The sequence below is a fragment of the Brevibacillus sp. FSL K6-0770 genome, assembly GCF_038000275.1.
GTDB lineage: Bacteria > Bacillota > Bacilli > Brevibacillales > Brevibacillaceae > Brevibacillus > Brevibacillus parabrevis.
In genome coordinates this window covers 5,424,528-5,443,375 of the sequence record NZ_JBBOBQ010000001.1, presented here as the reverse complement: position 1 = coordinate 5,443,375, position 18,848 = coordinate 5,424,528, and the positions used below count along the sequence as shown (strand labels likewise).

Annotated in this window: 25 protein-coding genes; 15 read left to right on the top strand and 10 right to left on the bottom strand. The window is 48.8% G+C overall.

All coding sequences use genetic code 11. The features are described from left to right. Nucleotides 1-8: 8 nt before the first annotated feature. Nucleotides 9-1,070: a GerAB/ArcD/ProY family transporter gene (locus NST23_RS25905; protein ID WP_340964904.1), complete on the bottom strand. Its 1,062-nt coding sequence runs from the start codon at nucleotides 1,068-1,070 to the stop codon at nucleotides 9-11. On the opposite strand from NST23_RS25905, the gene NST23_RS25900 reads away from it, so the two are divergent. The 3 genes from NST23_RS25900 (at nucleotide 1,069) to NST23_RS25890 (ending at nucleotide 2,400) form a co-directional block, all read left to right on the top strand. Further along, a complete protein-coding gene (locus NST23_RS25900; RefSeq protein WP_340964902.1) occupies nucleotides 1,069-1,278 on the top strand; it encodes a hypothetical protein in 210 nt (69 codons plus the stop codon). The two genes, NST23_RS25905 and NST23_RS25900, sit on opposite strands and share 2 nt — an antisense overlap. Before the next feature lie 155 nt (nucleotides 1,279-1,433). Further along, nucleotides 1,434-2,144 (top strand): YjjG family noncanonical pyrimidine nucleotidase, encoded by a 711-nt coding sequence (locus NST23_RS25895; protein ID WP_173596389.1) that lies wholly within the window; start codon nucleotides 1,434-1,436, stop codon nucleotides 2,142-2,144. 88 nt (nucleotides 2,145-2,232) lie between these two features. Continuing rightward, on the top strand, nucleotides 2,233-2,400 hold the full coding sequence (locus NST23_RS25890; RefSeq protein ID WP_063230709.1) for an aspartyl-phosphate phosphatase Spo0E family protein: 168 nt from the start codon (nucleotides 2,233-2,235) through the stop codon (nucleotides 2,398-2,400). Between the two features lie 121 nt (nucleotides 2,401-2,521). On the opposite strand, the gene NST23_RS25885 is transcribed toward NST23_RS25890, so the two are convergent. After that, on the bottom strand, nucleotides 2,522-3,583 hold the full coding sequence (locus NST23_RS25885) for a GerAB/ArcD/ProY family transporter (protein WP_340964904.1): 1,062 nt from the start codon (nucleotides 3,581-3,583) through the stop codon (nucleotides 2,522-2,524). On the opposite strand from NST23_RS25885, the gene NST23_RS25880 reads away from it, so the two are divergent. The 3 genes from NST23_RS25880 (at nucleotide 3,582) to NST23_RS25870 (ending at nucleotide 4,913) form a co-directional block, all read left to right on the top strand. Next, on the top strand, nucleotides 3,582-3,791 hold the full coding sequence (locus tag NST23_RS25880; protein WP_340964902.1) for a hypothetical protein: 210 nt from the start codon (nucleotides 3,582-3,584) through the stop codon (nucleotides 3,789-3,791). The two genes, NST23_RS25885 and NST23_RS25880, sit on opposite strands and share 2 nt — an antisense overlap. 155 nt (nucleotides 3,792-3,946) lie before the next feature. Further along, a complete protein-coding gene (locus tag NST23_RS25875) occupies nucleotides 3,947-4,657 on the top strand; it encodes a YjjG family noncanonical pyrimidine nucleotidase (protein WP_173596389.1) in 711 nt (236 codons plus the stop codon). A gap of 88 nt (nucleotides 4,658-4,745) precedes the next feature. After that, entirely contained in the window at nucleotides 4,746-4,913 is a 168-nt protein-coding gene (locus NST23_RS25870) for an aspartyl-phosphate phosphatase Spo0E family protein (protein ID WP_063230709.1), read from the top strand. A 121-nt stretch (nucleotides 4,914-5,034) separates the two neighbouring features. On the opposite strand, the gene NST23_RS25865 is transcribed toward NST23_RS25870, so the two are convergent. Further along, complete coding sequence (locus tag NST23_RS25865) at nucleotides 5,035-6,096, bottom strand: GerAB/ArcD/ProY family transporter (RefSeq protein ID WP_340964904.1); 1,062 nt, start codon at nucleotides 6,094-6,096, stop codon at nucleotides 5,035-5,037. On the opposite strand from NST23_RS25865, the gene NST23_RS25860 reads away from it, so the two are divergent. The 3 genes from NST23_RS25860 (at nucleotide 6,095) to NST23_RS25850 (ending at nucleotide 7,426) form a co-directional block, all read left to right on the top strand. After that, nucleotides 6,095-6,304: a hypothetical protein gene (locus tag NST23_RS25860; RefSeq protein ID WP_340964902.1), complete on the top strand. Its 210-nt coding sequence runs from the start codon at nucleotides 6,095-6,097 to the stop codon at nucleotides 6,302-6,304. The genes NST23_RS25865 and NST23_RS25860 overlap by 2 nt on opposite strands. Before the next feature lie 155 nt (nucleotides 6,305-6,459). Then, nucleotides 6,460-7,170 (top strand): YjjG family noncanonical pyrimidine nucleotidase, encoded by a 711-nt coding sequence (locus tag NST23_RS25855; RefSeq protein ID WP_173596389.1) that lies wholly within the window; start codon nucleotides 6,460-6,462, stop codon nucleotides 7,168-7,170. Nucleotides 7,171-7,258: 88 nt separating this feature from the next. Next, entirely contained in the window at nucleotides 7,259-7,426 is a 168-nt protein-coding gene (locus NST23_RS25850) for an aspartyl-phosphate phosphatase Spo0E family protein (RefSeq protein ID WP_063230709.1), read from the top strand. Between the two features lie 121 nt (nucleotides 7,427-7,547). Here the strand turns inward: NST23_RS25850 and NST23_RS25845 are convergent, their stop codons facing one another. Further along, complete coding sequence (locus NST23_RS25845; RefSeq protein WP_340964904.1) at nucleotides 7,548-8,609, bottom strand: GerAB/ArcD/ProY family transporter; 1,062 nt, start codon at nucleotides 8,607-8,609, stop codon at nucleotides 7,548-7,550. Here NST23_RS25845 and NST23_RS25840 point away from each other — a divergent pair. From NST23_RS25840 to NST23_RS25830, 3 genes are all read left to right on the top strand, one after another. Then, nucleotides 8,608-8,817 carry a hypothetical protein gene (locus NST23_RS25840; protein WP_340964902.1) on the top strand — a complete coding sequence of 70 codons (210 nt, stop codon included), beginning with the start codon at nucleotides 8,608-8,610 and terminating at the stop codon, nucleotides 8,815-8,817. The genes NST23_RS25845 and NST23_RS25840 overlap by 2 nt on opposite strands. Before the next feature lie 155 nt (nucleotides 8,818-8,972). Beyond that, nucleotides 8,973-9,683 carry a YjjG family noncanonical pyrimidine nucleotidase gene (locus NST23_RS25835; RefSeq protein ID WP_173596389.1) on the top strand — a complete coding sequence of 237 codons (711 nt, stop codon included), beginning with the start codon at nucleotides 8,973-8,975 and terminating at the stop codon, nucleotides 9,681-9,683. An 88-nt stretch (nucleotides 9,684-9,771) separates the two neighbouring features. After that, complete coding sequence (locus NST23_RS25830; protein WP_063230709.1) at nucleotides 9,772-9,939, top strand: aspartyl-phosphate phosphatase Spo0E family protein; 168 nt, start codon at nucleotides 9,772-9,774, stop codon at nucleotides 9,937-9,939. Nucleotides 9,940-10,060: 121 nt separating this feature from the next. Here NST23_RS25830 and NST23_RS25825 read toward each other — a convergent pair whose 3' ends face one another. From NST23_RS25825 to NST23_RS25800, 6 genes are read right to left on the bottom strand one after another with little or no spacing between them, the layout of a single operon-like run. Further along, nucleotides 10,061-11,164, bottom strand: a complete 1,104-nt coding sequence (locus tag NST23_RS25825) for a GerAB/ArcD/ProY family transporter (protein ID WP_173596390.1) — start codon at nucleotides 11,162-11,164, stop codon at nucleotides 10,061-10,063. A gap of 36 nt (nucleotides 11,165-11,200) precedes the next feature. Beyond that, nucleotides 11,201-11,422, bottom strand: coding sequence for a hypothetical protein (locus tag NST23_RS25820; protein ID WP_122962627.1), 222 nt, complete (start codon nucleotides 11,420-11,422; stop codon nucleotides 11,201-11,203). After that, on the bottom strand, nucleotides 11,419-12,594 hold the full coding sequence (locus NST23_RS25815) for a Ger(x)C family spore germination protein (RefSeq protein WP_340964900.1): 1,176 nt from the start codon (nucleotides 12,592-12,594) through the stop codon (nucleotides 11,419-11,421). Before NST23_RS25815 ends, NST23_RS25820 begins: the two co-directional genes overlap by 4 nt. Then, nucleotides 12,591-13,691 carry a GerAB/ArcD/ProY family transporter gene (locus NST23_RS25810; RefSeq protein WP_340964898.1) on the bottom strand — a complete coding sequence of 367 codons (1,101 nt, stop codon included), beginning with the start codon at nucleotides 13,689-13,691 and terminating at the stop codon, nucleotides 12,591-12,593. Before NST23_RS25810 ends, NST23_RS25815 begins: the two co-directional genes overlap by 4 nt. A gap of 31 nt (nucleotides 13,692-13,722) precedes the next feature. Then, a complete protein-coding gene (locus NST23_RS25805; protein ID WP_122962630.1) occupies nucleotides 13,723-15,297 on the bottom strand; it encodes a spore germination protein in 1,575 nt (524 codons plus the stop codon). A gap of 59 nt (nucleotides 15,298-15,356) precedes the next feature. Then, a complete protein-coding gene (locus tag NST23_RS25800; protein ID WP_173596393.1) occupies nucleotides 15,357-15,554 on the bottom strand; it encodes a hypothetical protein in 198 nt (65 codons plus the stop codon). A 229-nt stretch (nucleotides 15,555-15,783) separates the two neighbouring features. On the opposite strand from NST23_RS25800, the gene NST23_RS25795 reads away from it, so the two are divergent. The 3 genes from NST23_RS25795 (at nucleotide 15,784) to NST23_RS25785 (ending at nucleotide 18,812) form a co-directional block, all read left to right on the top strand. Further along, entirely contained in the window at nucleotides 15,784-16,731 is a 948-nt protein-coding gene (locus tag NST23_RS25795) for an accessory Sec system S-layer assembly protein (protein ID WP_122962631.1), read from the top strand. Nucleotides 16,732-16,813: 82 nt separating this feature from the next. Next, complete coding sequence (locus tag NST23_RS25790; protein ID WP_122962632.1) at nucleotides 16,814-17,776, top strand: SLAP domain-containing protein; 963 nt, start codon at nucleotides 16,814-16,816, stop codon at nucleotides 17,774-17,776. A gap of 40 nt (nucleotides 17,777-17,816) precedes the next feature. After that, the gene (locus NST23_RS25785; protein WP_122962633.1) at nucleotides 17,817-18,812 is read left to right on the top strand and encodes an SLAP domain-containing protein; all 996 of its coding nucleotides are present in this window, start codon (nucleotides 17,817-17,819) and stop codon (nucleotides 18,810-18,812) included. Nucleotides 18,813-18,848: the final 36 nt, after the last annotated feature.

Sequence of the window (18,848 nt, the reverse complement as noted above, 5' to 3'; positions counted from 1 at the left end):
CTCTGTTGTTATGCGGCTGACTTCATTCGTTGCGGCTTGTTTCGCAGTTTGGCAATCAGCAAGAGAAGCAGCGGCAACAGAATTTGCATGAAAAAGCCGTAGTAAGGAAGCGAAGTTTCGTCGAGATAGTTAAAAACAATCATGTTGGGGATACCCCAAAAACTGAACAGCACGATCAAAAAGCCGATTGGCCATACGAGCGGTCGATAGTCAGTTACTTCCATCAGCTGTGCACTGCCGAGGACGATGACGTAGAAAAATACCGATATTTTGACAAAAGCGCCCAGCACCCAGACTGCCATCACCACAGACTCCAGATTTTCGAAAAAATCGGCAATACTGACGTAGCGCGAAGCAATCATTAAAGGGTAGAGCATGCTGGAAACATCGCTGCCAAACAAGAACAGGGAAAACAAATTGGTGGCAATCATCGTGATGGTTACAGCCAGCACGGAAAGCATTCCCCACTTTCGGCCTTTGCTGCTGTCGGCTAACAACGGAAAGAGAAAAGCCGTCAGCCAAAACTCGCCAAGCCAGATGTGCGGAACAACAGCTCCTTTCAGCGAAGGGACAATGCCGTTTTCCAGTACCGGAAAAAAGTTTTGCCAATCCAGATCAGGCAGCAGCAAAAGGACCATGAGGCATAAGGGAAGTACGAACAGCGGCATGAACAACAGGGCTGCCCGGCCAATTACTTCAATGCCGCCGCGAACAGCAAAGACACAGACCAAAATCATGCTTGCGATGACGACGACGATCGGAGTGTTGAACAGAAAAGCGCCGACGACAAACTCGGCGTAGTTTCTGACGATTTGCCCCGTCCACATCAAGTAGAGGAAGCAGTAGAGCAAGCCGATCAGTTTTCCGGGAATCAACCCGACGATTTGGCAGCTGTACTCGATCAGCGTTTGCTGCGGGTAATACTGATGAAGCCGATGGGAGACGTAAACCGTCAGAAAACCGGCGAACGATGCCCAAATGGGAGACAGCCACAGATCGTTATGGGCGTAGGTAGCCATCGTTGCCGGCAAGGACAGGATGGCTGTGGCGATAATCGTGGGGTACATCATGACGCCCATCTGGAAAGCCGATATTTTGCCTTTTTCAAGCATAGATGATCACCTCTGGCAGATCACACGCGCCGCCGTTTATTTTTTCATCAAATTTACGTATGCGCAGCTGTTCATCGTCATCTCGGTGCAAGCATTTTGGGGACTGCTGGCTGATAAAGTGACAAAAAGAAAGAGAAGATGGTACAAGACGCAACGCTTTACCTGATGGGCTGTGCAAGAGGAGACTCTTTTACTTTTCTTCCGTACTCTTCCAGATGATAGGCAGTTCCTTATGTCAAATCTGTTATAATAAGATGATAGATTGATTGATGAAAAAAGAAACGACTGGTGCCGAGCCGGAAGAGACGGGTGGAGAGAACTGTGAAATACGAAGTGATTTTCTTTGATGTGGACGATACGTTGATCGATTTTGGCATTTCGGAAAAAAATGCGATGGATAAAGCTTTCCACCGTTTTGGAATGCCCGAAGGCTGGCTTGCCTACCAAGCAACGTACAGTGAAATCAACAAAAGACTGTGGCTGGAGCTGGAACAAGGAATCGTGTCACTGGACGAGCTTGGAGTGGAGCGGTTCAGCCGTCTGTTTTCAGCGCATGAGCTGTCCTATGATGCTGTTGCTTTCAACGAAGAGTTTTTGGCCAATCTGGCACAGGAAACGCCGCTGATTCAAGGAGCGCAGGAAGTATGCAGCAGTTTGGCGGGATGCCGCCTGGCTATCATTTCAAACGGCTTTGCCGAAGTGCAGAAAGCGAGAATCGCAGCATCGCCTCTTCGCCATGCTTTCGAACAGTTGATTATTTCCCAAGAGGCCGGGTTTCAGAAACCGGATGCGCGAATTTTTGACTATGCATTTTCCAAACTGCAAGTGACAGACAAGTCGAAAGCTTTGATCGTAGGAGATTCGCTTACTTCCGATATTCGAGGCGGACACAACTACGGGATCGATACATGCTGGTTCAATCCGCAAGGCAAGGAAAATCGGTTGGACATCGAGCCTACGTACGAGATTCGCGATCTGACTCATTTGCTTGAGCTTGTCAGACTGACAGCGGATGAGCGGCTGCCTATATAAGAATATATAATTTCCCTTATATTTCCTGTCTATCGAATGATATAATAATCCTAGGACTTATGATCTAACTGTTTCTGGAGGAATTAGCATGGATCAACCAACTGATCTGTTGCATCGTATCGAGAGCATGCGTAAAGAGTTATCCGAACTTGTTTTGGAAAAAGGAAGCTTTCTGCATCCGACTGTGATCGATATGTCGCAAAAATTGGATGAGTATATCGTCAAATACCAAAAATGCCTCCAGTTACACACATAAATGAGCAAAAAATTATCCACAACCTGTGGATAAACCTGTTATTAATTGACTGAATAATAAAACTATACAAACCGAGCCGCATAACCTGAGGCTGGCTTTTGCTCAAAGTCGCGCTCTGTTGTTATGCGGCTGACTTCATTCGTTGCGGCTTGTTTCGCAGTTTGGCAATCAGCAAGAGAAGCAGCGGCAACAGAATTTGCATGAAAAAGCCGTAGTAAGGAAGCGAAGTTTCGTCGAGATAGTTAAAAACAATCATGTTGGGGATACCCCAAAAACTGAACAGCACGATCAAAAAGCCGATTGGCCATACGAGCGGTCGATAGTCAGTTACTTCCATCAGCTGTGCACTGCCGAGGACGATGACGTAGAAAAATACCGATATTTTGACAAAAGCGCCCAGCACCCAGACTGCCATCACCACAGACTCCAGATTTTCGAAAAAATCGGCAATACTGACGTAGCGCGAAGCAATCATTAAAGGGTAGAGCATGCTGGAAACATCGCTGCCAAACAAGAACAGGGAAAACAAATTGGTGGCAATCATCGTGATGGTTACAGCCAGCACGGAAAGCATTCCCCACTTTCGGCCTTTGCTGCTGTCGGCTAACAACGGAAAGAGAAAAGCCGTCAGCCAAAACTCGCCAAGCCAGATGTGCGGAACAACAGCTCCTTTCAGCGAAGGGACAATGCCGTTTTCCAGTACCGGAAAAAAGTTTTGCCAATCCAGATCAGGCAGCAGCAAAAGGACCATGAGGCATAAGGGAAGTACGAACAGCGGCATGAACAACAGGGCTGCCCGGCCAATTACTTCAATGCCGCCGCGAACAGCAAAGACACAGACCAAAATCATGCTTGCGATGACGACGACGATCGGAGTGTTGAACAGAAAAGCGCCGACGACAAACTCGGCGTAGTTTCTGACGATTTGCCCCGTCCACATCAAGTAGAGGAAGCAGTAGAGCAAGCCGATCAGTTTTCCGGGAATCAACCCGACGATTTGGCAGCTGTACTCGATCAGCGTTTGCTGCGGGTAATACTGATGAAGCCGATGGGAGACGTAAACCGTCAGAAAACCGGCGAACGATGCCCAAATGGGAGACAGCCACAGATCGTTATGGGCGTAGGTAGCCATCGTTGCCGGCAAGGACAGGATGGCTGTGGCGATAATCGTGGGGTACATCATGACGCCCATCTGGAAAGCCGATATTTTGCCTTTTTCAAGCATAGATGATCACCTCTGGCAGATCACACGCGCCGCCGTTTATTTTTTCATCAAATTTACGTATGCGCAGCTGTTCATCGTCATCTCGGTGCAAGCATTTTGGGGACTGCTGGCTGATAAAGTGACAAAAAGAAAGAGAAGATGGTACAAGACGCAACGCTTTACCTGATGGGCTGTGCAAGAGGAGACTCTTTTACTTTTCTTCCGTACTCTTCCAGATGATAGGCAGTTCCTTATGTCAAATCTGTTATAATAAGATGATAGATTGATTGATGAAAAAAGAAACGACTGGTGCCGAGCCGGAAGAGACGGGTGGAGAGAACTGTGAAATACGAAGTGATTTTCTTTGATGTGGACGATACGTTGATCGATTTTGGCATTTCGGAAAAAAATGCGATGGATAAAGCTTTCCACCGTTTTGGAATGCCCGAAGGCTGGCTTGCCTACCAAGCAACGTACAGTGAAATCAACAAAAGACTGTGGCTGGAGCTGGAACAAGGAATCGTGTCACTGGACGAGCTTGGAGTGGAGCGGTTCAGCCGTCTGTTTTCAGCGCATGAGCTGTCCTATGATGCTGTTGCTTTCAACGAAGAGTTTTTGGCCAATCTGGCACAGGAAACGCCGCTGATTCAAGGAGCGCAGGAAGTATGCAGCAGTTTGGCGGGATGCCGCCTGGCTATCATTTCAAACGGCTTTGCCGAAGTGCAGAAAGCGAGAATCGCAGCATCGCCTCTTCGCCATGCTTTCGAACAGTTGATTATTTCCCAAGAGGCCGGGTTTCAGAAACCGGATGCGCGAATTTTTGACTATGCATTTTCCAAACTGCAAGTGACAGACAAGTCGAAAGCTTTGATCGTAGGAGATTCGCTTACTTCCGATATTCGAGGCGGACACAACTACGGGATCGATACATGCTGGTTCAATCCGCAAGGCAAGGAAAATCGGTTGGACATCGAGCCTACGTACGAGATTCGCGATCTGACTCATTTGCTTGAGCTTGTCAGACTGACAGCGGATGAGCGGCTGCCTATATAAGAATATATAATTTCCCTTATATTTCCTGTCTATCGAATGATATAATAATCCTAGGACTTATGATCTAACTGTTTCTGGAGGAATTAGCATGGATCAACCAACTGATCTGTTGCATCGTATCGAGAGCATGCGTAAAGAGTTATCCGAACTTGTTTTGGAAAAAGGAAGCTTTCTGCATCCGACTGTGATCGATATGTCGCAAAAATTGGATGAGTATATCGTCAAATACCAAAAATGCCTCCAGTTACACACATAAATGAGCAAAAAATTATCCACAACCTGTGGATAAACCTGTTATTAATTGACTGAATAATAAAACTATACAAACCGAGCCGCATAACCTGAGGCTGGCTTTTGCTCAAAGTCGCGCTCTGTTGTTATGCGGCTGACTTCATTCGTTGCGGCTTGTTTCGCAGTTTGGCAATCAGCAAGAGAAGCAGCGGCAACAGAATTTGCATGAAAAAGCCGTAGTAAGGAAGCGAAGTTTCGTCGAGATAGTTAAAAACAATCATGTTGGGGATACCCCAAAAACTGAACAGCACGATCAAAAAGCCGATTGGCCATACGAGCGGTCGATAGTCAGTTACTTCCATCAGCTGTGCACTGCCGAGGACGATGACGTAGAAAAATACCGATATTTTGACAAAAGCGCCCAGCACCCAGACTGCCATCACCACAGACTCCAGATTTTCGAAAAAATCGGCAATACTGACGTAGCGCGAAGCAATCATTAAAGGGTAGAGCATGCTGGAAACATCGCTGCCAAACAAGAACAGGGAAAACAAATTGGTGGCAATCATCGTGATGGTTACAGCCAGCACGGAAAGCATTCCCCACTTTCGGCCTTTGCTGCTGTCGGCTAACAACGGAAAGAGAAAAGCCGTCAGCCAAAACTCGCCAAGCCAGATGTGCGGAACAACAGCTCCTTTCAGCGAAGGGACAATGCCGTTTTCCAGTACCGGAAAAAAGTTTTGCCAATCCAGATCAGGCAGCAGCAAAAGGACCATGAGGCATAAGGGAAGTACGAACAGCGGCATGAACAACAGGGCTGCCCGGCCAATTACTTCAATGCCGCCGCGAACAGCAAAGACACAGACCAAAATCATGCTTGCGATGACGACGACGATCGGAGTGTTGAACAGAAAAGCGCCGACGACAAACTCGGCGTAGTTTCTGACGATTTGCCCCGTCCACATCAAGTAGAGGAAGCAGTAGAGCAAGCCGATCAGTTTTCCGGGAATCAACCCGACGATTTGGCAGCTGTACTCGATCAGCGTTTGCTGCGGGTAATACTGATGAAGCCGATGGGAGACGTAAACCGTCAGAAAACCGGCGAACGATGCCCAAATGGGAGACAGCCACAGATCGTTATGGGCGTAGGTAGCCATCGTTGCCGGCAAGGACAGGATGGCTGTGGCGATAATCGTGGGGTACATCATGACGCCCATCTGGAAAGCCGATATTTTGCCTTTTTCAAGCATAGATGATCACCTCTGGCAGATCACACGCGCCGCCGTTTATTTTTTCATCAAATTTACGTATGCGCAGCTGTTCATCGTCATCTCGGTGCAAGCATTTTGGGGACTGCTGGCTGATAAAGTGACAAAAAGAAAGAGAAGATGGTACAAGACGCAACGCTTTACCTGATGGGCTGTGCAAGAGGAGACTCTTTTACTTTTCTTCCGTACTCTTCCAGATGATAGGCAGTTCCTTATGTCAAATCTGTTATAATAAGATGATAGATTGATTGATGAAAAAAGAAACGACTGGTGCCGAGCCGGAAGAGACGGGTGGAGAGAACTGTGAAATACGAAGTGATTTTCTTTGATGTGGACGATACGTTGATCGATTTTGGCATTTCGGAAAAAAATGCGATGGATAAAGCTTTCCACCGTTTTGGAATGCCCGAAGGCTGGCTTGCCTACCAAGCAACGTACAGTGAAATCAACAAAAGACTGTGGCTGGAGCTGGAACAAGGAATCGTGTCACTGGACGAGCTTGGAGTGGAGCGGTTCAGCCGTCTGTTTTCAGCGCATGAGCTGTCCTATGATGCTGTTGCTTTCAACGAAGAGTTTTTGGCCAATCTGGCACAGGAAACGCCGCTGATTCAAGGAGCGCAGGAAGTATGCAGCAGTTTGGCGGGATGCCGCCTGGCTATCATTTCAAACGGCTTTGCCGAAGTGCAGAAAGCGAGAATCGCAGCATCGCCTCTTCGCCATGCTTTCGAACAGTTGATTATTTCCCAAGAGGCCGGGTTTCAGAAACCGGATGCGCGAATTTTTGACTATGCATTTTCCAAACTGCAAGTGACAGACAAGTCGAAAGCTTTGATCGTAGGAGATTCGCTTACTTCCGATATTCGAGGCGGACACAACTACGGGATCGATACATGCTGGTTCAATCCGCAAGGCAAGGAAAATCGGTTGGACATCGAGCCTACGTACGAGATTCGCGATCTGACTCATTTGCTTGAGCTTGTCAGACTGACAGCGGATGAGCGGCTGCCTATATAAGAATATATAATTTCCCTTATATTTCCTGTCTATCGAATGATATAATAATCCTAGGACTTATGATCTAACTGTTTCTGGAGGAATTAGCATGGATCAACCAACTGATCTGTTGCATCGTATCGAGAGCATGCGTAAAGAGTTATCCGAACTTGTTTTGGAAAAAGGAAGCTTTCTGCATCCGACTGTGATCGATATGTCGCAAAAATTGGATGAGTATATCGTCAAATACCAAAAATGCCTCCAGTTACACACATAAATGAGCAAAAAATTATCCACAACCTGTGGATAAACCTGTTATTAATTGACTGAATAATAAAACTATACAAACCGAGCCGCATAACCTGAGGCTGGCTTTTGCTCAAAGTCGCGCTCTGTTGTTATGCGGCTGACTTCATTCGTTGCGGCTTGTTTCGCAGTTTGGCAATCAGCAAGAGAAGCAGCGGCAACAGAATTTGCATGAAAAAGCCGTAGTAAGGAAGCGAAGTTTCGTCGAGATAGTTAAAAACAATCATGTTGGGGATACCCCAAAAACTGAACAGCACGATCAAAAAGCCGATTGGCCATACGAGCGGTCGATAGTCAGTTACTTCCATCAGCTGTGCACTGCCGAGGACGATGACGTAGAAAAATACCGATATTTTGACAAAAGCGCCCAGCACCCAGACTGCCATCACCACAGACTCCAGATTTTCGAAAAAATCGGCAATACTGACGTAGCGCGAAGCAATCATTAAAGGGTAGAGCATGCTGGAAACATCGCTGCCAAACAAGAACAGGGAAAACAAATTGGTGGCAATCATCGTGATGGTTACAGCCAGCACGGAAAGCATTCCCCACTTTCGGCCTTTGCTGCTGTCGGCTAACAACGGAAAGAGAAAAGCCGTCAGCCAAAACTCGCCAAGCCAGATGTGCGGAACAACAGCTCCTTTCAGCGAAGGGACAATGCCGTTTTCCAGTACCGGAAAAAAGTTTTGCCAATCCAGATCAGGCAGCAGCAAAAGGACCATGAGGCATAAGGGAAGTACGAACAGCGGCATGAACAACAGGGCTGCCCGGCCAATTACTTCAATGCCGCCGCGAACAGCAAAGACACAGACCAAAATCATGCTTGCGATGACGACGACGATCGGAGTGTTGAACAGAAAAGCGCCGACGACAAACTCGGCGTAGTTTCTGACGATTTGCCCCGTCCACATCAAGTAGAGGAAGCAGTAGAGCAAGCCGATCAGTTTTCCGGGAATCAACCCGACGATTTGGCAGCTGTACTCGATCAGCGTTTGCTGCGGGTAATACTGATGAAGCCGATGGGAGACGTAAACCGTCAGAAAACCGGCGAACGATGCCCAAATGGGAGACAGCCACAGATCGTTATGGGCGTAGGTAGCCATCGTTGCCGGCAAGGACAGGATGGCTGTGGCGATAATCGTGGGGTACATCATGACGCCCATCTGGAAAGCCGATATTTTGCCTTTTTCAAGCATAGATGATCACCTCTGGCAGATCACACGCGCCGCCGTTTATTTTTTCATCAAATTTACGTATGCGCAGCTGTTCATCGTCATCTCGGTGCAAGCATTTTGGGGACTGCTGGCTGATAAAGTGACAAAAAGAAAGAGAAGATGGTACAAGACGCAACGCTTTACCTGATGGGCTGTGCAAGAGGAGACTCTTTTACTTTTCTTCCGTACTCTTCCAGATGATAGGCAGTTCCTTATGTCAAATCTGTTATAATAAGATGATAGATTGATTGATGAAAAAAGAAACGACTGGTGCCGAGCCGGAAGAGACGGGTGGAGAGAACTGTGAAATACGAAGTGATTTTCTTTGATGTGGACGATACGTTGATCGATTTTGGCATTTCGGAAAAAAATGCGATGGATAAAGCTTTCCACCGTTTTGGAATGCCCGAAGGCTGGCTTGCCTACCAAGCAACGTACAGTGAAATCAACAAAAGACTGTGGCTGGAGCTGGAACAAGGAATCGTGTCACTGGACGAGCTTGGAGTGGAGCGGTTCAGCCGTCTGTTTTCAGCGCATGAGCTGTCCTATGATGCTGTTGCTTTCAACGAAGAGTTTTTGGCCAATCTGGCACAGGAAACGCCGCTGATTCAAGGAGCGCAGGAAGTATGCAGCAGTTTGGCGGGATGCCGCCTGGCTATCATTTCAAACGGCTTTGCCGAAGTGCAGAAAGCGAGAATCGCAGCATCGCCTCTTCGCCATGCTTTCGAACAGTTGATTATTTCCCAAGAGGCCGGGTTTCAGAAACCGGATGCGCGAATTTTTGACTATGCATTTTCCAAACTGCAAGTGACAGACAAGTCGAAAGCTTTGATCGTAGGAGATTCGCTTACTTCCGATATTCGAGGCGGACACAACTACGGGATCGATACATGCTGGTTCAATCCGCAAGGCAAGGAAAATCGGTTGGACATCGAGCCTACGTACGAGATTCGCGATCTGACTCATTTGCTTGAGCTTGTCAGACTGACAGCGGATGAGCGGCTGCCTATATAAGAATATATAATTTCCCTTATATTTCCTGTCTATCGAATGATATAATAATCCTAGGACTTATGATCTAACTGTTTCTGGAGGAATTAGCATGGATCAACCAACTGATCTGTTGCATCGTATCGAGAGCATGCGTAAAGAGTTATCCGAACTTGTTTTGGAAAAAGGAAGCTTTCTGCATCCGACTGTGATCGATATGTCGCAAAAATTGGATGAGTATATCGTCAAATACCAAAAATGCCTCCAGTTACACACATAAATGAGCAAAAAATTATCCACAACCTGTGGATAAACCTGTTATTAATTGACTGAATAATAAAACTATACAAACCGAGCCGCATAACCTGAGGCTGGCTTTTGCTCAAAGTCGCGCTCTGTTGTTATGCGGCTGACTTCATTCGTTGCGGCTTGTTTCGCAGTTTGGCAATCAGCAAGAGAAGCAGCGGCAACAGAATTTGCATGAAAAAGCCGTAGTAAGGAAGCGAAGTTTCGTCGAGATAGTTAAAAACAATCATGTTGGGGATACCCCAAAAACTGAACAGCACGATCAAAAAGCCGATTGGCCATACGAGCGGTCGATAGTCAGTTACTTCCATCAGCTGTGCACTGCCGAGGACGATGACGTAGAAAAATACCGATATTTTGACAAAAGCGCCCAGCACCCAGACTGCCATCACCACAGACTCCAGATTTTCGAAAAAATCGGCAATACTGACGTAGCGCGAAGCAATCATTAAAGGGTAGAGCATGCTGGAAACATCGCTGCCAAACAAGAACAGGGAAAACAAATTGGTGGCAATCATCGTGATGGTTACAGCCAGCACGGAAAGCATTCCCCACTTTCGGCCTTTGCTGCTGTCGGCTAACAACGGAAAGAGAAAAGCCGTCAGCCAAAACTCGCCAAGCCAGATGTGCGGAACAACAGCTCCTTTCAGCGAAGGGACAATGCCGTTTTCCAGTACCGGAAAAAAGTTTTGCCAATCCAGATCAGGCAGCAGCAAAAGGACCATGAGGCATAAGGGAAGTACGAACAGCGGCATGAACAACAGGGCTGCCCGGCCAATTACTTCAATGCCGCCGCGAACAGCAAAGACACAGACCAAAATCATGCTTGCGATGACGACGACGATCGGAGTGTTGAACAGAAAAGCGCCGACGACAAACTCGGCGTAGTTTCTGACGATTTGCCCCGTCCACATCAAGTAGAGGAAGCAGTAGAGCAAGCCGATCAGTTTTCCGGGAATCAACCCGACGATTTGGCAGCTGTACTCGATCAGCGTTTGCTGCGGGTAATACTGATGAAGCCGATGGGAGACGTAAACCGTCAGAAAACCGGCGAACGATGCCCAAATGGGAGACAGCCACAGATCGTTATGGGCGTAGGTAGCCATCGTTGCCGGCAAGGACAGGATGGCTGTGGCGATAATCGTGGGGTACATCATGACGCCCATCTGGAAAGCCGATATTTTGCCTTTTTCAAGCATAGATGATCACCTCTGGCAGATCACACGCGCCGCCGTTTATTTTTTCATCAAATTTCCCCAAGGCTTGAACAGTTCATTCAGCCAAGTGACAGGCCCGGCCATATTGGGCAAATCGAATTGGGCCAATACCCACCCACACAACAAGAGGGAGAAAAAAGCGATTTTGTCTCGAAGCGGCTTCTGCCGCAAAGCTGGAAGCTCAAAGAGAATGATGAGCAGGACAAGCAATGTAACGCCTAGCGTAACGCCCCATCTCACTTTTCTCTCACCTCCTCCTCGGGTATGCCGCCAGGAAGCGTAACCAGGCCAGGTCGGCGAACGTATGCATGAATATCCGTGATTACTTTTACGTTGGGGAAAATGTCGTCCCAGTTGTTTTTGGCTGCCTTCCACTCTTGAGGATATTCCCGATAAAAGTCCGTGGCAAAGTCGAAGATGTCTGCCTTCATTTCGTGTTGTACCTGTTTGAGGGCAAGCTCAATGCGGTCTTCGATGTCCTGTTGAAAAGCTTTTTCCACAAGCTTGATCATCTCGGGACTGCTCATGTCCAGGTTCGTGCCGTTTTGCACAACGTCTCCTTCCGTTTTCGCCTTTATCGTCATTTGCCATTGTCCATTGCGGATCGAAGGGATGAATTTGATATCCGAGTGGATGGGGTTGAGAGAGACTGTGCCCTGCACATTTTTAAGCTTGGCGGTGACGGTGTAGCGCTCTACTTCTCCGCGTATCCACATGACGCCGCGCGTCGCTTTTTCGTTGATCTCTCCGACCATCTTGCCTTTTCGAAAAACGGCGGTTCCCATGATGTATGGCGCTGTCTCCAACCCTTTGGCCTCGTTTGGCGGCGGCATGACATCGATCAGGGGGAGAGCGGCAGCATTTGATTTGCCCCGCAGCATTTCTTTTAACTGAATGATCGTGACCAGCATTCCGATATGCATATCTGACATTTCGCGTATGACTTCGGACGAGTAGCGTTCAAGCTCGGGACGAAGCTCCAGGGTCTTCGCTGCCTTGCCTTTGCTGACAAACATGTAAGCTCTTTCGCGCGGTTGCGGGTGGCGAACGAGAAAGTCCATTTCTTCGGCAATTCCCCGTTTTGCCATGTCCTCCCCAAAAATGAATACTTCGCAGTGGCCCCAAAAAATTTTTCGCGGAATCTTCGTTTGCAGCAGAGCGATGGCATCGGCAATACTGGCACCTTTCGCCGACTTTACAAGCGTGAGATTGCCGCCGCTGCTTGTGCTGCCTCTGCCCGCACTAAGGGCGCGGGGGATGAATACTTGGACAGACAGCTCGATCTGATTGTCATCTGCTGCATCAATCGCAGCTCCAGTAATAATCGCCAGATCATTGATCTCGGTTCGGTCCCAGCACCCGCCGAGAAACAACAGCGACATCATGAGAAGCGTCAGCAAAATCCGCTTCATGACGATTTTCCCTCCTGTCTGGCAGGACGCACGAAGGACAACAAGAGGAGCAGCAGAGGCAAAAGAGTCAGAACGAGCGGGCCGAGAAACGGGAAGACGGCCACATCAAACTTGCTGGTTTCCATCAGGCTGGGGATACTCCAAAAACTGAATAGTGTAATGAGAAACCCTAGCGGGAGAACGATCGGGCGATAATCTGACAAGTTGAGCAATTGCGCACTCCCAAGGGCAGTGGCGTAATAAAAGACGGAAATTTTGATGAAGGCGCCCATAATCCAGATCGCCATGACAAGCGATTCCAGATTTTCGAAAAAGTCGGCAAAGCTGACATAGCGAGCGGCTGCCATCAATGGATAAAGCATCGTTGCCACATCGGTTCCGAACAAAAAGAGCACGATCAGGTTGGAGATGAGCAATGTCAGCATGACAGCAAAAACAGAGAGGACACCCCATTTTCTGCCCTTTTCCCGATCGGTCAAAAAGGGGAGCAAAAAGGCAAGCAGCATGTACTCCGTAAACCAGCCTTGCGGAATGAGCGCTCCTTTTAGCGATGGTCCTACGCCGTCTGCCATGATCGGGAAAATTCGGTCGAACTGAAAGTCCGTGAACAGCAAGACAATCAGGAGCAGCAGCGGCAGGACAAAAAAGGGTGAGAATGCCGTTGCCGCTCTCGCGATTACTTCGACGCCTCCGCGGACGGCAAAAGCGCAAAGCAGCAGCATGGTAGAGATGACGACTACGATTGGTGTTTGGGTGAGAAAACTGCCTACGAGAAACTCCGCGTAGATTCTGACTACTAGAGCGGTCAGCAGTACATATAACAGCATCAAAAATGCGCCGAATGCTTTTCCGAGCAGCTTCCCGAGAATATGCTCGCTGTACTGGATGATCGTCTTTTGCGGATAACGTCTGTGCAAGGCGTCTACGACCAGCACCGTGACAAAACCGATCAAGGAAGCCCAGATGGGGGAGAGCCACAGATCATTGTCGGCGTAGGCGGCAGTAATGCTTGGGACCGTCAGCAAAGCCGTAGCGACGATGGTCGGGTACATGAGAACGGCCATTTGAAAGGCGGATATTTTTCCTTTTTCCAGCATTGCTTCCTACACCTCGCTTTCCCTTGTCTGTTTATGGATCTTCCGAGCGTTCGGGGCCAGGCTTTTGGTCGGGAGCCTGACGGTACTGATTAAATTCTCCGGTGAAGTGGGGGCGCGTCTTCATGGCCCACCATGGAGAGCGGTACAAAATGTCTTTCCATTCTTTTGGTTTGAGCGGGGAAATCCCGGACAAATACGGCACGCCGAACGAACGCAAGGTGCACAGGTGAACCACGATCGCAATGAGTCCGAGCATGACTCCCAACAGTCCGAGTGTGCCCGCGAGAAACATGATCGGAAAGCGCAGCAGTCTGACGGCCGTACCGACGCTGTACCGCGGCACCATGAAGTTGGCGATTCCGGTAATGGCTACGACAATGACCATCGGAGCGGATACGAGTCCGGCGTCAACGGCAGCCTGTCCGATGACGAGCGCCCCAACGATACTGACGGCAGCCCCGATTTGCTTGGGCAATCTTACTCCGGCTTCGCGCAAAGCTTCGAAGGTGATTTCCATCAAGAGCGCCTCGACCAGGCCGGGAAAAGGCACAGCCTCCCGGGAAGCCGCCATGCTGATCAGAAGAGACGTCGGCACCATCTCCTGATGAAACGTAATGATGGCTACGTACAAGGAAGGGAGCAATAAAGAGATCCCGAGAAACAAATAGCGCAGCCAGCGAATCGCCGTGCTGATGATATAACGCTGGTAATAATCTTCCGCAGCCTGAAAGAGAGCGAAAAACGTCACTGGAGCAATCAGGGCAAAAGGCGTGCCGTCAACGAGAATGACGACTCTGCCTTCCAGTAATGCGGAGCAAGCTGTATCCGGTCGTTCCGTATCTTTTAACTGCGGAAAAGGCGAGGCAGGATTGTCCTCAATCATTTCTTCTATATATCCGCTCTCCAAAATCCCGTCGATCTGGATGCGATTCAGTCGCGCTTTTGCCTCTTCGACCAAGGTCTGGTCGACAATTCCCTCCATATAGGCCACGATCACTTCCGTTTGCGTGTATCCCCCGATTTTCATGCGTTCCATTTTCAAAGCCGGATCTTTGATTCTGCGGCGGATTTGGGAGGTATTCACGTCCAATGTTTCCGTGAAGCCTTCTCGCGGCCCACGTATCCCCACCTCTGCCGAGGGCTCCTCGATGTTTCGCTTTTCCCATTTGGCCAGACCAAGCGACAGCGCCCGTTCTTCTCCTTCCCACAGCAAGACGGGATTGCCGCTGCCGATTTCTTCAATACAGTCGGCAATCGTAGCAAGATTTTTGATGCGAGAGACAGCCAAAACCTGCTCAGCCATTTGCTCCATGTCAGGAAATTCGTTTTCATTTGCTTGCATGAGCGGCGTCAACACGTACTGATCTACGTCTTGAACGGTACACAGACCGCTAATAAACACGACATGCGCCTTGATTGTTTTCCCGATATAAAAAGGCCGAAAAATGACGTCCGAGCATTTGGAGTAGATGTCTTGCAACGTTTGGAGGTTTTCCTTCGTCTCTTTTGATAAGGTCAAATGAGCGTAGGGACTTGGGCTGTTTTGCCTGGCAGGTTCGAGTTTATGCTTGTTTGTTCTCCACCATTTTCGTCCGTTGCGATTCAAGCGAGGTCCTCCTTTCCGACACAGTGAGGCCAATTTTTGTTACTAGACAGTTTGTCCAATTATGAATTTTTATAATCCAACGCTGGCAGCTTTGTCGGCATTTTCACTGTTTTTGCCCAAAAAAAGAACCAGCTGAATCGGTCAGCTGGCGCAAAAGGTATTCCCCAAGTTATTTGTTTAGACACTTCCATTTTATCAATAATGAATAATATTGTAAACTTTCTCATCAAATGGAATTGACCTCGTTCTGGTGACATCTTTCCATTCCTTGACATCACTGATTCGTACAGGTATCCTAACAAATATTACTCGCCGCTTTCCCCTGGCAAGGCGGGTGGTTTGTTGCCGGACCAAAGACGCGGGAACCGCGCTTGCAGCAGGCGGGTTAATGCCAAGTTTTCTATGTTGCAAAAGGATGTCACTATGCTATAGTGAATGACGAACGCAAACACTATATAGATGTAGAGAAAAGTTGGGAGCGGTGCTATGTTATCCTTCTTGAAGAGTTTAATGGGGAAGACGCCTACCACAAAAGAGGTGCGAGAACAGGTTCAGGAGGAATCCATTCTGTCCGCTTCTGATACCGAACAGTCTCATCAGGAAAAGCAAGGTCTACACAAAACATCTGCCGGCGTCATTACCACGCTGTCCCTGCATGAATCGTGGGAAGCGAATCTGGGTGCGCAGGAGAAATACGCGCTTTCCTTTATGGCACAGGAGCTGGAGCCGCTGCAGGAAGGGAACATTTCCCTCGCTGGAACAGCGCTCGTTCCGCATGATGATGGAATCGAAATCACGGCGTTTATTCGCAACAGTTCGGACCATCCAATCAACCTAAAGGAAATGACGCTGGTGGTATTGTTCGGGGATCAGCAGCTATTTACCCGCCAGACGTTTGACTTTAGCGAGATAGGGGAAATTCCGCCGCGATCTGCAAGACCGTGGTCGTTTGTATTTGCGCGTGAACACTTTCTGCAAGTGAACGTGCTGCTGGCGAACTGGAAGATTGCATTCGAGATGGCACAAAAGAAAATGGTGTTGCCACAGCAACTGGAACTGGAAGAGTCCTGGATCAAGGCGCTGTCGAATGAACAAAAAAATTCCTTGATCGAGCTGGCGAAAACACTTCCTGCGCTCAATGAGGGAGAAGTAAATATCCAGGGTGTGCAAATTCGTCGCTCCGAGGAAGGCGCACTTCACGTCATGCTTTTGATTCGCAACGGCTCGCCGCAGTCTCTTTCCTTTGAAACGTTGCCGCTTGCTCTCTATGATGCGACAGGAGAAAAGGTGGCTGAAGGAGTGTTTGAACTGGGAAGCTTGACGGTGAATGCCAATACGAGCAAGCCATGGCTGTTTATTTATCCTCCGGAAAGCATTTTGCTGGAGCAGCCGGATCTTTCTCGCTGGCGAGTGAATGTTCCGCAGCAAGCCTAGATTTGCATGAGCCGTATAGAAATGTTTATGATGAAGAGAGAGAAATTGCGTTCGGGTTCGGACGTGTGTGAGGAGGTAACACATGTTTTCTTTTATGAAGAATTTGTTTGGCAAGGAACAGGGCGAGAAAGCTCTGGATGAATTGAAGAAAGAAATTCAGGAAGAGTCGGCATTCGACATTGACGAACTGAAAGAAACCGAAGTGGAAGTGGAAAAGGAACAGGCGAAGACCAGCGCTCCGGCTAAACGCGAGAAAATCAAGACAGAGCTGTCGCTGCATCCTTTGTGGGAGCAAGAGCTGGATTCCGAGAAAAAGTACACGCTGCGCTTTTTGCAGGAGGAGCTTCCAGAAATCGCGCGCGGTTTGATCAGCGTGACGGGCTTCAGTATGATTCCCCAACCGAACGGCATGATCGTGACGATGTTCTTCCGCAATGCGACAGATAAGCCAGTTCGTTTTAAAACGATTGGTTTGGCGATCTATCTGGACGACAAGCCGTTTGCGCGGATCAGAATCGATCTGTCCGAGATGGGCTCGATTCCGCCGCATACGAGCCGTCCATGGGAAGTGCTGTTCCCGGAAGAGTCCTATCTGCACGACAACTTCCAGTTCAGTCGCTGGAAAGTCGTGATGAAGGCAGGGAACCGCGCGCATATTTGGCCACGCACGCTTGAACTGGACCCGGAGATGGAGAACCGCATGACCGATCGGCAAAAGGATCGTCTGGAGAAGCTCGCCAATTCTTTGCCGCCAATCCCGGTGAATACCGTACAAGTTACGGGTTTTGATATCGGCAAAACGAAAGAAGGGCAACTGGTCGCTGCGATGCTGTTCCGCAATGGTCTGTCGACGGAGTATCGCCCTGAGCAACTGAAAGTAACGATTTCCGATACAGACGGGGATGTCGTTGCGCGAGGCGTTCTTGACGCCAGAAAGATCTGTGTCCAGCCTGGCAACAGTCGTCCGTGGCTGATCGTGTTCCCGCCGGAATTTGTGAAAAAGCCTGATGCCAATCTGCGTAGATGGATTCTTGACGTAGAGTAGACGCGTGATTTTTCTAAAGTGGGAAAGAGGAGGTTGACATATGAGTTGGTTATTGGAAAACTGGTTTGGTTCCAAAGAAAGCTTGGAGCAGGTACGAGAGGACATTCATGAGTATTTGCACAATGAATTTTACTTGGGCGTATCCGGTATTGAAAATCCGCAGCAGTCTGCAAACCGCGTGGAGTCAAAAGAGCTGTTCCTGTCGATGAACGGTCCGTGGGACGCGCAGCTGGACGAGGCCGAGCAGGAACTGTTGCAATATGTGCACGATGAGTTGCCGCCTGTAGTACGTGATGAGGTCGGTGTCATTCCGTTCTTCACACAGGCGACCGTAGAAGGCTATTTGGTGCTTGCCTACATTCGCAATGCGACAGACCGCAACGTACTGTTGCAAAAACTGCCGCTCTCTCTCGTAACAGCAGAAGGCGAAGAGGTGGCGAAAAAGACGTTCGACTTGATGACAAGCGGACCAGTCGATTCCATGTCCAGTCGTCCGGCGGAGTTTATGTTCCGTTGGGAAGAGTTTGACCGCATTCCGGAGCAAGAAGTACCGCTGACGATTGTGTATAAAAAGCCGCAAAAACAGCGACTCGAAGGAAGCCACGAGCTGAACATGGGGCTGAGTGCCAGTGAGCAAGAGCAGTATTTGCAAAAAGCAGCGGCAGAAGCTCCGGTAGAAGCTGGGCAGGTGGACTTGCAAGTTCTCGCAATCAAGCCGAACGAGGATAACGGTCTGAAAGTCGTTGTTGTATTCCGCAACGGTTTGGAGAAGCGCCTGGAGTTTACCGAGGTGCCGATCCTGGTGCACGACAAGGATGGCGAAGCGGTTGCCCGCGTCAACTACACCTTGCAAAACATGAAGGTGGAAGCGAACAGCCAGCGTGTCTGGGCATTTGACATCCCGTCCTCTTCGATTAAAAAAGCAGGAGTAGACGTGACAGAGTTGACTGCTTTCATTCCGCAAGCGCGTCAAAGAAAAAAACAGGAAACATACGTAGCGCCTGAAACCGAAGACAATAAAGGTCTGCTGCAGTAATGAACGAAACCCTTTTTGCCACTGGTGAAAAGGGTT

What these genes read in the sequence shown, in the direction of transcription:
- NST23_RS25900 (WP_340964902.1), top strand. Translation starts at nt 1,069, where the DNA reads ATGACGCCCATCTGGAAAGCCGATATTTTGCCTTTTTCAAGCATAGAT.
- NST23_RS25905 (WP_340964904.1), bottom strand. Translation starts at nt 1,070, where the DNA reads ATGATGTACCCCACGATTATCGCCACAGCCATCCTGTCCTTGCCGGCA.
- NST23_RS25890 (WP_063230709.1), top strand. Translation starts at nt 2,233, where the DNA reads ATGGATCAACCAACTGATCTGTTGCATCGTATCGAGAGCATGCGTAAA.
- NST23_RS25880 (WP_340964902.1), top strand. Translation starts at nt 3,582, where the DNA reads ATGACGCCCATCTGGAAAGCCGATATTTTGCCTTTTTCAAGCATAGAT.
- NST23_RS25885 (WP_340964904.1), bottom strand. Translation starts at nt 3,583, where the DNA reads ATGATGTACCCCACGATTATCGCCACAGCCATCCTGTCCTTGCCGGCA.
- NST23_RS25870 (WP_063230709.1), top strand. Translation starts at nt 4,746, where the DNA reads ATGGATCAACCAACTGATCTGTTGCATCGTATCGAGAGCATGCGTAAA.
- NST23_RS25860 (WP_340964902.1), top strand. Translation starts at nt 6,095, where the DNA reads ATGACGCCCATCTGGAAAGCCGATATTTTGCCTTTTTCAAGCATAGAT.
- NST23_RS25865 (WP_340964904.1), bottom strand. Translation starts at nt 6,096, where the DNA reads ATGATGTACCCCACGATTATCGCCACAGCCATCCTGTCCTTGCCGGCA.
- NST23_RS25850 (WP_063230709.1), top strand. Translation starts at nt 7,259, where the DNA reads ATGGATCAACCAACTGATCTGTTGCATCGTATCGAGAGCATGCGTAAA.
- NST23_RS25840 (WP_340964902.1), top strand. Translation starts at nt 8,608, where the DNA reads ATGACGCCCATCTGGAAAGCCGATATTTTGCCTTTTTCAAGCATAGAT.
- NST23_RS25845 (WP_340964904.1), bottom strand. Translation starts at nt 8,609, where the DNA reads ATGATGTACCCCACGATTATCGCCACAGCCATCCTGTCCTTGCCGGCA.
- NST23_RS25830 (WP_063230709.1), top strand. Translation starts at nt 9,772, where the DNA reads ATGGATCAACCAACTGATCTGTTGCATCGTATCGAGAGCATGCGTAAA.
- NST23_RS25825 (WP_173596390.1), bottom strand. Translation starts at nt 11,164, where the DNA reads ATGCTTGAAAAAGGCAAAATATCGGCTTTCCAGATGGGCGTCATGATG.
- NST23_RS25815 (WP_340964900.1), bottom strand. Translation starts at nt 12,594, where the DNA reads ATGAAGCGGATTTTGCTGACGCTTCTCATGATGTCGCTGTTGTTTCTC.
- NST23_RS25810 (WP_340964898.1), bottom strand. Translation starts at nt 13,691, where the DNA reads ATGCTGGAAAAAGGAAAAATATCCGCCTTTCAAATGGCCGTTCTCATG.
- NST23_RS25800 (WP_173596393.1), bottom strand. Translation starts at nt 15,554, where the DNA reads ATGTCACCAGAACGAGGTCAATTCCATTTGATGAGAAAGTTTACAATA.
- NST23_RS25795 (WP_122962631.1), top strand. Translation starts at nt 15,784, where the DNA reads ATGTTATCCTTCTTGAAGAGTTTAATGGGGAAGACGCCTACCACAAAA.
- NST23_RS25790 (WP_122962632.1), top strand. Translation starts at nt 16,814, where the DNA reads ATGTTTTCTTTTATGAAGAATTTGTTTGGCAAGGAACAGGGCGAGAAA.
- NST23_RS25785 (WP_122962633.1), top strand. Translation starts at nt 17,817, where the DNA reads ATGAGTTGGTTATTGGAAAACTGGTTTGGTTCCAAAGAAAGCTTGGAG.